This is a genomic window from Vibrio sp. 10N.286.49.B3, assembly GCF_002873395.1.
Classification (GTDB): Bacteria; Pseudomonadota; Gammaproteobacteria; order Enterobacterales; family Vibrionaceae; genus Vibrio.
In genome coordinates, this window is sequence record NZ_MCUV01000013.1 from 131,326 (window position 1) to 147,118 (window position 15,793).

The following is a 15,793-nucleotide window of genomic DNA, read 5'->3' on the forward strand; positions in this document are numbered from 1 at the left end:
CCGGGATGCCCGGGCTTTTGTGTTTTTAGGGAGTAAATAAAATGTCTGATAAATCATGGTTTTCTGAAATTCCTCAGTTAGATCGTCATCAGCTTCTTGATATAAGAAAAACATTAGATGGGGCTTATCGTGGTTTTTCACGTGAGTACGGTGACAGTATTGAAGCCTTCTTTGATCCGTTATTAACTTTTCTTATCTGGTTTGAAAAACTATTACTTGGTAGCCCATGGTGGTTAGTGATCGCTGTATTAGCGGCATTTGCATACGGTGCGAGTCGTTCATGGAAACTGACGTTGAGTGTTGGCGTTGCCTTTTTCCTCATTGGCTTCTTTGGTATGTGGGATAACACCATGCGTACCATGAGTATTATCTTAGTCTCCACACTATTGGCGATTTGTATCGGTATACCTATTGGGATCGCCATGGCGCGTTCCAACCGGGTGCAATCTATTGTCACGCCAGTACTTGATATTATGCAAACGATGCCAGCCTTTGTGTACCTGATCCCTGTGGTGATGCTGCTCGGTATTGGTAAAATACCAGGGGTGATTGCGGTGATTATCTACGCTATTCCACCTGTTATACGTTTAACTAACTTAGGTATTCGACTGGTCGATAAAGAGGTATTAGAGGCAGCGACAGCTTATGGTGCAAGCCCTATGCAGCGCCTATTTGGTGTTCAATTACCGCTAGCTATGCCAAATATTATGGCGGGGATTAACCAAACGATTATGATGGCACTGGCTATGGTCGTTATTGCTTCTATGATCGGAGTAAAAGGTTTAGGACAACCTGTACTTAAATCAATTACTAATCAATACTTTACTCTTGGGCTACTCAACGGGTTAGCGATTGTTGCATTAGCGATTATCTTTGACCGCATTTCACAAAGTTATGCTAAGCGTACTTTGCAAAACTTTGGGGGACAATAAGATGGACGCAACGGATAGTAAGACCCCGTTAATACGAATTAAGAATTTATACAAAGTTTTTGGTCGTAATGAAAAAAAAGTGTTAGAAGAAGTTAAAGCTGGCAAGTCAAAGGACACCATTTTATCTGAAACAGGTCACACTGTTGGGCTGTCAGATATTAACCTAGATATTTATCCTGGTGAGATCTTTGTGATCATGGGTCTATCGGGCTCTGGTAAATCAACCTTGATCCGTCACTTTAATCGCTTAATAGAGCCGACAGCTGGCGAGATAGAAATTGCTGGTAGTGATGTCATGAAACTGAATGATAAAGAGCTACAAGACTTCCGCCGTCATAAAATGTCGATGGTATTTCAGCGCTTTGGCTTAATGCCGCATAGAACTGTTTTGCAAAATATCGCTTATGGTTTGCAAGTTCAAGGGATTAAAAAAAGTCAGCGCGAAGAGTCGGCGAAGCAGTGGTTAGAGACGGTAGGCTTAGATGGTTATGCGAATCAATATCCTGGTCAATTGTCTGGTGGGCAACAGCAGCGTGTTGGTTTAGCAAGAGCACTGTGTACCGATGCTGATATTCTATTAATGGATGAAGCTTTTTCCGCCTTAGATCCTTTGATCCGCAGTGAAATGCAAGATCAGTTAATTGGTTTGCAAGATAAGCTGCATAAAACCATTGTCTTTATTACCCACGATCTTGATGAAGCGCTGCGTTTAGGTGATAGGATCGCTATTTTACGTGATGGTATTTTAGTACAGCAAGGTGAGCCGGTTGATATTCTGCTTAATCCTATTGATGACTATGTTGAAGCCTTCGTAAAAGATGTGAATCGCGCGCGCGCTTTAACGGTAGAGACGGTGATGCAACCTCAAGTTTGTCGTATATCGACAGAAACGATTGGGGAAGCGGTGATACAAATGCGTAACTCAAAGCAAGACTATGGTTATGTTGTTAATGAAGAAGATGGCTACCGTGGCTTAATCACACAGGAGACATTAGAGAATGTTGAAAAGGGTGACTATAGCAATACGATTGACTCATCTTTACTTGAGGATGTTCCCGCGGTACAAAGTGATGCATTATTAGAAAGTGTTATCCCAGAGATGATTGATAATGAGCACCCATTACCTGTATTAAATGCAGAAGGGGATGTAGAGGGGCATTTATGTCGTTCAACCTTAGCTGAGGTATTAAGTGATCAGTCTCATGAAGAAGAAAGTGCCGTAAAGTCTGCTTAATCATTTTTAAGCAATAAAAAAAGCGCTTAACCTATCGCTAGGTTAAGCGCTTTTTATTTAAGAGAAGTAACTTAAGCTGATGCTTTCAGTTGAGCTACTTTTTCTTCAGAAATAGGCTTAGTGATAAGAGCGAGTACAATACAAACACCCATCATTGCAGCAGAGATAGTGTAAGCAAGAGTATAGCTACCACCACCTTGAGTCATTGAGTAACCAACAACAGCAGCACCGATTGCACCACCAATACCCCATGAAGTGTATAGAACACCATAGTTAGTACCGTAGTTTTTCAGACCGTAGAATTCCGCAATTAGAGATGGGAATACCGCTAGAAGTGTACCGTAACCTAGAGCCGCTAGAGCAGTACCAATGATCAATGTGAATTCTGAATCAAACGTGTTGAATAGAACCATGTTGATGCCTTGGATAACGAAAGCAAGTAGCAAAGTACGGATACCACCAATCTTATCCGATAGGATACCAGCCGCAACACGGCCACCAGAGTTAAAGATAGCTAGGATTGATGCAAGATAAACTGCATTAGGTAGGTTAGCTTGAACACTTGCGATATTGGTAATGTTACCAATGATCATTAGACCTGCAGATGCCGCTAGTGCATACATTACCCATAGAGAGTAAAACTGAGGTGTTTTAAGCATCGCTTTCCAGCTTAGATCTTCAGGCTTCTTAACGCTAACTGGTGCTTGACCATCTTTTACTTTTGGTTCTTCTGGCGTGTAGTCCGCTGGTGGGTTGCTAATAGTGAATGCTAGTGGAACAGCAATAACTAGGATACCAACACCAAGGATCATGAAGCTAGAGTGGATACCAACGGTTGAGATAAGCGTCGATGTTAAAGGTGCTAGATAAACAGCCGCTAAACCAAAACCAGCAGCAATTAAGCCGTTTACCATGCCTTTCTTAGAAGGATGGAACCACTTCATTGCAGCAGGCGCTAGACAAGCGTAACCAAAGCCAATACCAGAACCAGTAATTAGACCGAAAGTAATGTTAAGCATCAGTACTGATTCAGCAAAGCTTGATGCAATCATACCTAAGCCCGTCATTGATGCACCTAATATAAGAATATTACGTGGACCCATACGGTCTTGAAGGATACCTGCAATTAATAGGCAGGCAGAAAACGCGATAGTAGCAACAGCGTAAGGAGAAGATGCATCAGCGGCACTCCAACCAAAATCCGTTACTAGTGCTTTATTAAAGACACTCCAAGCATACAGGATGCCAAGACAAAGGTTGATACAGAATCCAGCTAGCAGGATGCGCATTGCTTTATCAATCTTGCTCATTTTTACTCTCGTTCTAGTTGCCTCGTGAAAGGCAAAATTAAAAGGGGGGGAGGGATTAGCTCAAAATAAGTTTGCGTTTATCAACACAGACATAAAAAAGAGCGCGGATTATAACCAAACTCACTGTGATTGGAATCACTTTTTTCCATTAATTTAAAATTATCAGGTCTTTGGAGCTTTATTGTTTCGAAAATGTTGCGTTAATGATTGGCGATAATGATAACTAGAAATAACCAATAAGATGAAGTAGCAGAAAAAGGGATAAAATTAAAATCAAATGTTGATTTTATGTTTATTTTCAGATGAATTTCCTCAAGTTGATGGTGTGAAACATTTTTTTACATTTGTTATGTTAAAGTGTTGTAAAAGCAGCTTACTTTCTATTGTATTTTGTGATTTATGTTGTTTTTTTGTGCTTGTAATCTGCTCTTAACATGCGAAAATAAGTGAAAAATGAGATTTCAAAATTGAACGGATGCTTTTTCTACTTTATTAAGTGAGGCGTGCTATGGGTAAACTACTTCTAATTTCGATAATTTCTGTAACAGGAGGTATCGCTTCTGCGGATCATCTACATTCTTTTCTGCTTGGTCTATATATTGCTGCTTTAGCGGTTGGAAGTTGTTACTGGTTTGCATTTCGTAGTACCCGTTTTCCACAATTAGCGTTGTTGCTACTGCTATGTGGCATGTTGTCTAAAATAGCTATTACTGTTATTGGTGTTGCATGGAGTATTTCTGCTGAACTACTGACATCACCGCTTATCTTTGCGCTATCGTATCTGTTCTTTTCCGTTGTTGTTACGTATGTATGGTTTACTTATAAAGATAGAATCATTGCCAAAAAGCTGCATCTGGCACATTAATACTTAACATTCATACCTAGATCTCTATATCGAAATGAGTTGCTAGTTAATACATTTGACCAGAGTTAGATTTATATCTGATTCTGGTTTTTTGTTATAGACACCAAGCAACAGACTTCGACTATAGTCCTACAGATTTAATCTGTGTTTATGATTAAAATTTAACGCATGATTACGTTGGATTAAGTAAGTAGGGGCTAAAATGGAAGTAGGTTTTTATGTAGCAGAAAAAGCAATATTATTGTTTGGTATCGCATTCGTGTTAATTGGTGTTATCCAATACGGAAAACGCAGCCAAGATTGGGCAGGAATTGCGACCATGTTTTATAAGCGAGTACCACTGACGACTTCAGAGTATAAATGGTATCGACTTGGTATCGCATTTTTAATCTTTGCGGTGATATTGCGCTTTATTGTCTTAATCTTATGGCCTCAATACACTTTAAATATATAGCATACGTCAAACTTTACTCAGACCATTGTTAACATAGTTATGTTTGATAGTGAATATTATGTTACAGTCTAAAGTTAATCATATTTACCGTATCATATACGCTCTATTCCAAGGTGTTGGATGTCCTTTTCTATTCTTATTTGTGATGACTCTGCATTAGCCCGCAAGCAGATAGCTCGATCACTTCCTTCTCATTGTCATGCTGAAATAACGTTTGCAACAAATGGTTTAGAAGCACTTAATCTGCTTAATAAGCAGACATTTCATTTGATGTTTTTAGATCTAACAATGCCAGAGCTAGATGGATTTGGAACCTTATCTGAAATGCAGAGACTGGATTTATCGACTCCAGTTATTGTTGTTTCTGGTGATATTCAGCCGAAAGCTCAGCAAAAAGTTATGGCACTAGGGGCAAAAGGATTTATTCAAAAGCCAATTGATAAACGTTTATTGAACGAAATATTAACACCATTTATTCCTTCTGTAGGTACACCATCATCAGTCATACCTCAGGCTGAGCTGCCAGCTTTACGCCGCCGAGATATTTATATGGAAGTGGCGAATGTTGCTATTGGTTGTGCAGCTGATGCCTTAGCGCGTTATTTTGATGTATTTGTTCAGTTGCCTCTGCCTAACGTCAATATATTTGAAGTCAGTGAGTTACATATGGCACTGCGCGATCTCGCTGAGCATGATCAAATATCAGGTATTTGCCAAGGTTTTAGTGGTGAAGGTATTTCAGGGGAAGCGTTAGTTTTGTTATCAGACTCTAGTGTTGCCGATTTAAAGCAACTGATGAAGGTGCCAGCAGAGAGTGACGACTTAGAAGAGTTAGAGTTGCTAATGGATGTTTCTAATATTCTGGTCGGTTCCTTCCTTAATGGTTTAGGTCGACAAGCAGAAGTGCGTTTTTTCCAAAGTTCACCGGTTTTATTAGGACAGCATATATCCATTGATTCTGTGATCAATAATACAGCGGGTACGTTTAATAAAACGATGACATTTGAAGTTAGCTATAACATAGAAGACACTTCGATTCGCTGCGATTTACTCTTTATGTTTGTTGATGAGTCACTGCCTTTGCTTGATCGTAAGCTTGCTTATTTATTGGATGATTTTTAATGCTAAATTTACCAGCAGAGTTTGAACAGTTTCATTGGATGATCGATATGGTACAGAATGTTGATATGGGTCTGATTGTGATTGATGAAGATTATACCGTTAAAGTCTGGAATGGCTTTATGACGCATCATAGTGGTCGGTTATCTAGTGAGGCAATAGGGCATTCATTGTTTGAACTTTTTCCCGAGATCCCACAAGAGTGGTTTACATTAAAAACCAAGCCAGTTTATGATTTAGGTTGCCGAAGTTTTATAACTTGGCAGCAACGACCCTACCTTTTCAAATGTCGTAACGTGAGACCTGTGACCCAGCAGGCAGACTTCATGTACCAGAATGTGACTTTAAATCCCATGCGCAACCCTTCAGGCAAGATCAATGCATTGTTTTTATCGATTCAAGATGTGACAACTGAAGCATTAACGACTCAGCGAACAACAGTAAATAGTATAAAATAGTCAGTAATGTGATCTACATCACTTCTTTTTATGGCGGTCATTTAGTGAATTAAATACAGAATATAGTACTTTTTATTACTGTTTGATTAAGTTTTAACCAGATTGATTGGCATTAACGTAAATGAAGTAACAGAGTAGTTAGTTTTATATTAGTAATAGTCAATGCATAAGTTGTTTAAAATCATGGTCTTATGTTGTTTTGTTACTATCTTGATAGAGAGGTGATTTTGCGGGGTTTGCAATTTTAAAACAATAGCATAAAAAAAAATAAATTATCAGTCTTGCTAGTTATAAATTGCGACCTATAATGCTGAAAACCGGAGCGCCTGCCAGCGCCCCGGTTTTTTTGTGTCCGAAATTTGAGAAGCGTCTGCCAACGTTTACTCGTGCATTGTGCAGTGACACAACATTAAATGAAGAAAGGAATATCACTATGCGTATCGAACAAGAACTTAAGTTAGGTTTTAAAGATGTATTGTTTCGTCCAAAACGTTCAACACTAAAAAGCCGCTCTCAAGTTGAGTTAACTCGCAATTTTACCTTCAAGCATAGCGGTCGTCAATGGTCAGGTGTTCCTGTTATTGCTGCTAATATGGATTCTGTAGGTAGCTTTGAAATGGCGACTGAGCTTGCAAAGCACGGTGTTATGACTGCAATGCACAAGCATTACACAATTGAGCAATGGGCTGAATTTGTAAAAGGCGCAAGCAAAGAGACACTAAATAAAGTTTTCGTATCAACGGGTACTTCTGACCGTGAATTTGAAAAAACGAAAGAAATCCTAGCATTAAGCGAAGATCTAGAATTTATCTGTATCGATATTGCCAACGGTTACTCTGAGCATTTAGTTGAGTATGTACAACGTGTACGTGCTGAATTCCCAACAAAAACTATCTCTGCAGGTAACGTTGTAACTGGCGATATGTGTGAAGAGCTTATTCTTGCTGGTGCGGATATTGTTAAAGTCGGTATCGGTCCTGGTTCTGTATGTACCACACGTGTTAAAACAGGTGTTGGTTATCCACAACTTTCTGCAATCATTGAGTGTGCGGATGCAGCACACGGTCTTGGCGGTATGATCATTGGTGACGGTGGTTGTGCGTGTGCTGGTGACGTTGCTAAAGCGTTCGGTGGCGGTGCAGACTTCGTAATGCTTGGCGGTATGCTAGCAGGTCACGAGCAATCTGGCGGCGAAGTAATTGAAAAAGATGGTAAGACTTTCATGAAGTTTTACGGCATGTCTTCTCAAAGCGCAATGGCTAAACACTCAGGTGGTGTTGCTAATTACCGTGCTGCTGAAGGTAAAACAGTATTACTACCATTCCGTGGCGATGTGAACGACACAATCAATGACATTCTTGGTGGTGTACGTTCAACTTGTACTTACGTAGGTGCAGCGAAGCTTAAAGAGCTAACTAAGCGTACCACGTTCATCCGCGTACAAGAGCAAGAAAACAACGTATACGGTAAAGATGCTTAATTAAGTCGATTTTTTCATGTAAAAACAACTAACCATTGCTTTTACGAAGCCATACGTTGAATTAAAAACAACCATGCCTTGAATTAGCTTATAAAGTATACAATGCTTAAGTAAGTTTACTACAGGTATGGTTGTTTTATTATGAAAAAACGAATTCTTAGAAACTCGTCAATAAAAAACATATTACGTTTTTTCAGCCTCAAAACGAACTCTATCCATATATTCGAATCCGATTTGGAGTTTGATTGTAGATACCATCTCTCAGAACCAAGTACAAACCTAATTTAAACCTAATGTAGGCTGATATATTGTTTGTTTTTTATTCCCCTAAAACAAATTTGAATTAGCTTTCTCATTGCTGCACTTAACGCTTGGATTTTTGTTTTCTCTGCGGCTAGAAGTCGATTTTTTGTACTTTAATATCTGGGTTATGTGTTCTAGCACTAACTACTACTAATGGGTTTAATGCACCGTCGTACATATAAATCACTTTGAAAAAGTTATTTATCATGGACGAATGTCCTTTATATATTAGTCTGTGATGCTTTTCTAATAACCTGCAAATAGCCTTTAAATTTACATCAAATTCCATGAATATTTCTTGTTGTTTCCTTATATGCAAATCAAGTGAAAGCCTTGTAAATTTATGTATTAATCTTGGTTTTTTTGTGAATCGAGGACGCATAACAATGAAGGTAATGCTAAGAAAAAAGAGCCTGACACAGGGGGTAGCCCCACATAACTAATAGAGTAATGTAAGTGTGATTAGGTTTAGTAGTTGCGAGATGTTTACCTTAGAGTTTTAAGTTGGTAAAGTGTTGTTAGTTGTTACTTAACAAGGCGTTATATTTAAATTATGGTATGATGCATTATATTTTTTAGGGTTATAGTTATGTTTGGTGTTATGTTTGGTGGTTTTATTTTTTGGTTTGTTCTCTCTATTTTAATTGGAGTATGGGCTTCAAAGTTAGGGAGAAATGGTTTTGTTTGGGGATTAATCGCAGCATTTATATCTCCATTACTTGCAGCTATATGCTTGCTCATTACAGGAGATAAGTCAGAAATTTTTAATATCGTAACAAGTGATCGTGCTACACAAGTTGAAAAAGATAAAGAATGGGAAGTAGTTAAAAAATATGTACCTGAAGTTAAATCCTCACTAGAAATTATCTTGGATGAATTGACATATAAAGGTATTGCTTCCGCTGAGAAAAAATTAAAAGAGTTATTCTTTGTAATCGGAAAAGAAGGATTAACCAAAGAAGCTCTTAGTATTATTATTTCTGATGTAAAAAATGAAATAGAAGAACAAGAAAAGTTATTAGAAAATAATACTATTAACGAAGCTGAAACATTACTAAATATGGATCTAATAGAAAAGTTAAAAGGTAACGTAAAAGTAGGTTTTAATTCAAGCTTTAGTTTCTGTGAAATTTGCAGTTCAGCAAATACAAGGCAAATAGTACACGAGCATTATGTATGTGGGGACTGCAAACAAAGGTATCTATAAAACATATAAACAAGGATTAAGTGTTGGCTGCGCAACACTTAATTCTGGTGTTGAACAAGCCCGAAGCCACTTATTATTAGTAAATTCTGTGATTTTGGTATGGGGTCACTTCATAAACCACAACAACAGTTTAGAAGTTACTCTAAAATTAAACGCCACGTGTAGAGGTAATTCGTATCTTTTTCTATAGCTGCAAAGTTATCACTAGCCCAAGTCATAAAATTGTAAGGAATGGCGATATCTGATGCCAAAAATGGCATGCCGTCCTCTTTTAAAGCAATACCATATTTAAAGTTTAGTCCATCAGAACCCCATGAAGCTACTTGCCCATCTGTTCGTAGAGCAATGATTCCCCATTTGCTCATGGCCAACTTAGTGACATCCACGCTACCGTCTAGCCAGTCTTCCAATTCATATGGGATATGCGGAGCATCATTTTTATCAGCCAATCCCCAAGTAACTACGGAGCCATCATCCAGAATTGCCGCATACATTTTTTCATAAACACTTGAATCCGAGCCAACATGTAGTTGAGATATTCTACGACCACTTAATTTAGTCAAAGCTGATATATCTGGTATTGCCTTGCATCGATTTTCGTATGAGTTCGCGAATTCGCCATTTGTTAACTCAAATAAGATAGTGCAACCTGCGTGATGTACAGCGTAAATCTCTCTATCATTCAAAAACGAACCATCACCTCTCATTACACCGTCTGTATCAACAGCAACATATGAATTATGAGTTAGGTAGAACTCAGCAGCACGCCACCCTTGAGTAACTTCAGTAGAAGTTCCACTGCTAGAAACTGAGAAAATACGCTCTCCATCAATCACGAAACCACGTTCTAGTGGTGGGATGCGTAACTCTGGGTCCGCAAATGTGCCAATATACCGCACAATATCACTAGAACTTTCGTCATGATGAGGTGTCACTAGGTATACTTCGCCATTTTCCAAACTAACCAATGTTATCCCGTTAAATTTCGATGTAGCAACTTCTTTAATGGATGAAGTACCATCGAAAACTTGAGACAATTTTTCAGTAAATCCAAAATATGATGATTCTATGATGATTCTATGATGATCATAGATCCGTCTTCTCTAAGGACATAAAAATCTTCCAATCCACCAGAGATAATGTCAACAGATTTTATGCTAGTTTCACCATATCGCGTGTTTATCAAGTCTGAGTGTTTGCTGGTAATATAACTACCATCTTCATGAAGCATCATTGTGTAATACTTCATTGATGCAGCTTGCTTTAATTGCTTGTGGGAGTATGGGGTGATTTTTTCATTAAGGCTTGTTCTATATGGAGATATAGCCATCAGAGTGATTTGCGAAAACACCTTGTCCGGTAGTCATAATTGAATCTACCGACAATCGTGCACTTGGTGGTGGTGTTGTTGGATCATCGACCTCTAACTAAGTGACCAAATTCAGCGTACCACTACAATCTCAGTCGATATCGGAAAGAAGGTGTTTGCTTCGTCATTCATGGGAATCCAGGGCGATCTCCAGTTAATAAGATCCCTGATTCGCTCAAGAAAGAAGTACAAAGCCTCATGCATACCAAGTATGACGATTTTAATCAGCAACACCTCTTTGAGGTTCTTCAGAAGAATTAAGGGATGGCTATTAAACGTAGAACTTTGCGTTCTTGGGCGCATGACATCCATCATGTTAAACGCGCAAAGCGACGTAGAAGTCGAGTCAGGAAGTATCGTGAACGTATGGAGATACCTAGTCTAATGCTACAAATGGATTATAGCCCTCATCGTTGGTTCGGTGATGATAAATCCTGCTTGATCGCAATTATTGAGATGCTACCAGTGATATTCATGCCCAGCTCTTCCGATCTGAAACTACCGAAGGCTGTATGAAAGTGATGCGAGCTTATATCGAGTAACGCGGCATATTCAAGACTCTCTATGTGGATAGAGCAGGTATCTTTGGGTGCCCTAAACACAGTAACTTCTTCCAAATGCAAAGAGCTTGTGATGAGCTTGAAATTATATTTGCAAACTAACTATAGGGAAAAGGACGAATTGAACGTTCATTTGATAACTTCTAAGATCGGCTTGTGCCAGAATTACGATTGCACAACATCACGGATATGGAGAGTGCGAACCGATATTTGCAGGAAGAGCTCATTCCTAACTACTGGGTACAAAACGTTATGGTATAAGCTAAAAGCCAGCGTTCTGCCTTTAAGTGTCATCCCTGATGACTTAGATCTGAATACTATTTGTATGCAGAAATACTAGCGTAAGATACGTCGTGATTATACGTTCGATGGGGCATTGTCTGCCTATTTTGGTCATCGACGACTTGATATAACTGAACTCGTTGAGCCTCGTAAATGCAGTGAATATGGAAAAGAAGTACAACGAAAAATAGAAGTATTCGAGTTAGTTGAGCAGCTGGGGAGCATATCAAAAGCAGCCCGTATCCTAGGCTGCTCTCGTCAAACACTTTACACCTATCAGCAAATCATGGCAAAGCAAGGGTCGCTAGGGCTGAATAAAGAGATATATTTATAGTCATTAAGGCACTTTTAAAGCCAGAATTAGATTAACGTCTAACTCTGGCTTTTTTTATCAGTTATATAAAGAGTATGAGCACCATATTAAAACCCTACAAAGTAGCTAATGACGAGTGCATTGATTAAGTCAATAAAGAAGCCACAGACAAGAGGAACAATGATAAACGCTTGAGGACTTGCACCGTAGCGGTTAGTTACAGCGGTCATATTGACGATTGCGGTTGCCGTTGAGCCGAGTGTAATACCACCAAAGCCAGAACAGATAACGACAGAGTCATAATTTCTGCCCATGAGGAAGTAGACAACAAAAACAGTAAATAGAAGAGAGAAAATGATTTGTATCGACATAATCACCGAGATATAAGCAAATAACCCATCTAAATCCCAAATACGTAGCCCCATTAGAGCCATGGTTAAAAACATCCCCAGGCAAATATCGGAAATCATTGCCAAACCTTTACGACCTTGCTCAATTTTGACTTGAGTACGACGTTTTTTAAATAATGCACGACCTATGTTACCAATAAAGATACCACCGATGAGGCAGCTCACAAATAACGGTAGCTTTAAACCGGCAGACTCAATGACTTCACTGATACTATAACCGAGCATTAAAGTAAGGTTGAGAACTAACCACGCCCATAAGACCCCATAATGACTGAGCTCGACACTGGTTGCTTTCTCTTGGTATTGACCAACGACCACTTCTTCTTCACTAGAAGGTTGTACGTTATGTTTATTCAGTAGGTAATTGGCAATTGGACCACCAATAACACAGGCAGCAATTAAACCCACGGTGTTAGAAGCGACACCCAGTTCCATCGCATTACTAATGCCATACTCTTCAACAAAAGTCGGTGCCCAAGCCAATGTTGTACCGACACCACCAATAAGACTGACAGAGCCAGAAAGTAACCCAGCTTTAGGATCTAAGCCAAAGCTAGAAGCCACACCCATGCCGACAATATTTTGCAAAACAATAAAGACAGCGGCAAGAATGAGCAAAATGAAGAGTGGGCGACCGCCTTTAATCAATGTCTTAAAGTCAGCTTGCAGACCAATGCCAGCAAAGAAATAAAGTAATAAGTAATCTCTTACATCTAAACTAAATGTCAGCTGAATTTTAAAAATATAATACAGAGCCGCAACAGTTGCAGCGCAGACAAAACCACCAATAACTGGCTCTGGCAGTGAGTACTTTCGTAATACTTCTGATCGTTCAATTAGCCCTTTACCAATAAAAAGTAAGGTGATAGCAATCGTAAAAGAAACGAGAGGTGAAACGATTATTTCGGACATCGATGATTAGTTCCTTAAAATAGCGAGCGACATTTGGCAATGTAATGACTTAACAGCAAGTTGCTCACTAATTATGCGTGATTTTTATCCGAGTGCCAGAGATATTTTTAGCCTTGAGTGTAAGAATCGCCATGAGCAACTATACTCAAAATACATGCTAACAAGTGAATCAAATGAGATGTCTTTGAATGAGAACCAACCTCCTGCTGATTTATTAAGCTACTTTGCAGGTAGTCCTCCGTTTTTGCAGCAAACTATTGATACCTTACCTGTCCCTATTTTTTATAAAGATACACAGGGGGTCTACTTGGGTTGCAATCAAGCTTTTGAACACTTTGTGCAGATATCCCACGAAGAGCTTATTGGCAGTACTGCACATGATCTATTTGAGACAGAGTTTGCAAGTGCATGTAAAAAAGCTGACACAGAGTTATGTGCTGATGGTGGGACTCAGTGTTATGAAAATGAGTTTACTAATCAAGTGGGTGAAACGCTTTGGGTGGTGTTTCATAAAAAATGCTTTTATAACCCACAAGGAGAAATTGCTGGCATCATTGGCGTTATATTTGATATTACAGCCCAAAAGAAATTAGAAGAAAAGCTGACTCGTTATGCCACTCTTGATCAGCTGACTGGTTTATTTAATCGGCGTGAAGGGCAGAAGTTAGCGGCAACGGCAATAGAATTAGCGGTGAATAAGGAGATAAACTTTGGTGTGATGCTGGTCGATGTCGATCGCTTTAAACAAGTGAATGATCGTTATGGGCATGCAGCTGGAGATCAAGCTTTACAGCATATTGCTGCGGTCATCTCTAAGGTAAAGCAAAGTGATGAAGTCGTTATTCGTTGGGGTGGAGAAGAGTTTCTTATTCTGACACCCATGCCTTTGGAGTGCGTTAATGTTAAAGAGAAGCTGATCAAGCGCGCTAATGAGTATCGGCAAGGTGTCTCTTCAAGTCCTTTAAGATTAAAGTCGAGATCGGTTGCAATGACGATTAGTATAGGCGTCAGTTGTTACACCAACCAGACTTTAGAGGAGTTGATTAATCAAGCCGATTCTTCTATGTATCGAGCGAAAAAAGCAGGTCGTAATCGAGTTTGTGATTAAATAATCCGTTAGTATAAATAATATAGCAAAAGCCACAAAGTAAGAGACAATCCTACCAACCTCTTCTGACTAAGCAAGACACTCAAAAGTAGTAATTACTGATTTTAATCGTGATTTTAAAGTAATGAAGACGTTACTGCGGAGTAATCACACCCAGTAACATTTTTTATTGTGACTTTATGCGGTTAACCGTAATTGTTAACCGGAAATTAACTTTCACGTGTTACACTCAAAGTGACGAAATCGTTTGTATTATACTTTTAGGAGAAGTCTATTGAGCACAGAATTACTTATGTTAGGAATGGCTGCATTAATCGCTGTCGGTATCCTGCTTCACCAACCATCAAAAACGTTAGGTTTACCTTCGATACTTATTTTCATTGGCGTTGGTCTGCTATTTGGTAATGGTGAGTTTAATTTTGTTTACGATGATTTGGCGTTAACGTCATTTATCGGCTCGTTAGCTCTAAATGTAATTGTATTTGTCGGTGGTTTGAATACTTCAAAAGCCAGTATAAAAGTCGCTTATAAAGAAGGTGGGGTACTCTCTAGCTTTGGCGTTTTATTTACCACACTAATATTTGGTGGTCTGCTTTACTTCATCACCGATTTTAATATTTTAACCTGCTTACTTTTTGCTGCGGTTGTCTCTTCAACCGATGCGGCGGCGGTATTCTCGATTCTAGAATCTAAAAAGTTAAAGTTAAAAGAATCGACGGATACTATCTTAGAATTTGAATCCGCAACTAATGACCCGGTGGCACTATTATTAGTTGCTATTCTTACGGAAATGCTGATTAACTCTCACCAGCAAATTAGTAGCATGAATATCGCGGTTGAACTCGCTCAACAAGTTATCGTTGGTTTAGGCGCAGGTTACGTCATTGGTTGGTGTTGTGTTAAATTGCTCAATAAGATCAAGCTGCAAGAATATGGTTTGATCCCTGTTTTCATTCTAGCCTGTTTCTTTATCGCCGCTTATGGCAGTGACTTTTTAGGCGGAAACATTCTCGTATCTTCTTATGTTGCTGGTGTGTTGATCGGTAATGAACTGAGAAGAGGGCGTGAAGTCAGCAAGCATTTCTTTAATAGCTTATCGTGGTTAGCGCAGTCGCTTATGTTTATTATTCTGGGCTTGCAGTTTTTCCCGAAAGAACTATTTGGTGATATGTGGTCAGCGGTTATTCCTGCGATGGCATTGATCTTTATAGCAAGACCTGTTGCCGTCTTCTTAAGTTACTTACCATTTCGTAAAGTATCGTTTAAGAAAAAGCTATTTGTTTCTGCAATTGGACTCAAAGGGGCGACACCGATTGTTTTTGCTTTAATTCCAGCATCGGCAGGCGTTCCAGGTTCACAAGAGATGATCCACATGGTTTTCTTTATTGTGCTGATTTCGGTTATTTTGCAAGGTTGGGCGATTGAGCCACTATCTGAGAAGTTAGGTCTAGTGGATAAATAGTACCAAATAGAATCT

13 protein-coding genes and 1 pseudogene are annotated in these 15,793 nt (G+C 39.0%); 11 read left to right on the top strand and 3 right to left on the bottom strand.

Translation table 11 applies throughout. The annotated features are described in order from the left end of the window. The first annotated feature begins 41 nt into the window (after positions 1-41). Together BCU68_RS07410 and BCU68_RS07415 are read left to right on the top strand one after the other, a co-directional pair. Positions 42-932, top strand: coding sequence for a proline/glycine betaine ABC transporter permease (locus BCU68_RS07410; protein WP_102564151.1), 891 nt, complete (start codon positions 42-44; stop codon positions 930-932). Between the two features lies 1 nt (position 933). After that, entirely contained in the window at positions 934-2,166 is a 1,233-nt protein-coding gene (locus BCU68_RS07415; protein WP_102564152.1) for a glycine betaine/L-proline ABC transporter ATP-binding protein, read from the top strand. A gap of 71 nt (positions 2,167-2,237) precedes the next feature. Here the strand turns inward: BCU68_RS07415 and BCU68_RS07420 are convergent, their stop codons facing one another. Beyond that, positions 2,238-3,476 (bottom strand): OFA family MFS transporter, encoded by a 1,239-nt coding sequence (locus BCU68_RS07420; RefSeq protein ID WP_102564153.1) that lies wholly within the window; start codon positions 3,474-3,476, stop codon positions 2,238-2,240. 508 nt (positions 3,477-3,984) lie between these two features. On the opposite strand from BCU68_RS07420, the gene BCU68_RS07425 reads away from it, so the two are divergent. The 6 genes from BCU68_RS07425 to BCU68_RS07455 all read left to right on the top strand — a co-directional run bounded on the left by BCU68_RS07425 (position 3,985) and on the right by BCU68_RS07455 (position 9,362). Then, positions 3,985-4,341 (top strand): NADH:ubiquinone oxidoreductase, encoded by a 357-nt coding sequence (locus BCU68_RS07425; protein ID WP_102564154.1) that lies wholly within the window; start codon positions 3,985-3,987, stop codon positions 4,339-4,341. 202 nt (positions 4,342-4,543) lie between these two features. Then, on the top strand, positions 4,544-4,795 hold the full coding sequence (locus BCU68_RS07430; RefSeq protein ID WP_102564155.1) for a hypothetical protein: 252 nt from the start codon (positions 4,544-4,546) through the stop codon (positions 4,793-4,795). 120 nt (positions 4,796-4,915) lie between these two features. Next, positions 4,916-5,917, top strand: coding sequence for a response regulator (locus BCU68_RS07435; protein ID WP_102564156.1), 1,002 nt, complete (start codon positions 4,916-4,918; stop codon positions 5,915-5,917). Continuing rightward, positions 5,917-6,372, top strand: coding sequence for a PAS domain-containing protein (locus BCU68_RS07440; protein WP_102564157.1), 456 nt, complete (start codon positions 5,917-5,919; stop codon positions 6,370-6,372). The genes BCU68_RS07435 and BCU68_RS07440 overlap by 1 nt, the downstream gene beginning before the upstream one ends. Before the next feature lie 433 nt (positions 6,373-6,805). Beyond that, the gene (locus tag BCU68_RS07445; RefSeq protein WP_102564158.1) at positions 6,806-7,852 is read left to right on the top strand and encodes a GMP reductase; all 1,047 of its coding nucleotides are present in this window, start codon (positions 6,806-6,808) and stop codon (positions 7,850-7,852) included. Between the two features lie 892 nt (positions 7,853-8,744). Next, the gene (locus BCU68_RS07455; protein WP_241901301.1) at positions 8,745-9,362 is read left to right on the top strand and encodes a hypothetical protein; all 618 of its coding nucleotides are present in this window, start codon (positions 8,745-8,747) and stop codon (positions 9,360-9,362) included. A gap of 137 nt (positions 9,363-9,499) precedes the next feature. Here BCU68_RS07455 and BCU68_RS07460 read toward each other — a convergent pair whose 3' ends face one another. Further along, the gene (locus BCU68_RS07460) at positions 9,500-10,399 is read right to left on the bottom strand and encodes a hypothetical protein (protein WP_102564159.1); all 900 of its coding nucleotides are present in this window, start codon (positions 10,397-10,399) and stop codon (positions 9,500-9,502) included. Between the two features lie 416 nt (positions 10,400-10,815). Here BCU68_RS07460 and BCU68_RS07470 point away from each other — a divergent pair. Then, positions 10,816-11,886 (top strand): annotated as a pseudogene (locus tag BCU68_RS07470) (ISNCY family transposase); the annotation flags it as partial. Between the two features lie 107 nt (positions 11,887-11,993). On the opposite strand, the gene gltS reads toward BCU68_RS07470, so the two are convergent. Further along, positions 11,994-13,208, bottom strand: coding sequence for a sodium/glutamate symporter (gene gltS / locus BCU68_RS07475; protein WP_102564161.1), 1,215 nt, complete (start codon positions 13,206-13,208; stop codon positions 11,994-11,996). Positions 13,209-13,281: 73 nt separating this feature from the next. Here gltS and BCU68_RS07480 point away from each other — a divergent pair, with 73 nt between their 5' ends. Both BCU68_RS07480 and BCU68_RS07485 read left to right on the top strand, forming a co-directional pair. Then, positions 13,282-14,316, top strand: a complete 1,035-nt coding sequence (locus tag BCU68_RS07480; protein WP_102564162.1) for a GGDEF domain-containing protein — start codon at positions 13,282-13,284, stop codon at positions 14,314-14,316. Between the two features lie 274 nt (positions 14,317-14,590). Further along, a complete protein-coding gene (locus BCU68_RS07485; protein ID WP_102564163.1) occupies positions 14,591-15,778 on the top strand; it encodes a potassium/proton antiporter in 1,188 nt (395 codons plus the stop codon). The last annotated feature ends 15 nt before the right edge of the window (positions 15,779-15,793 follow it).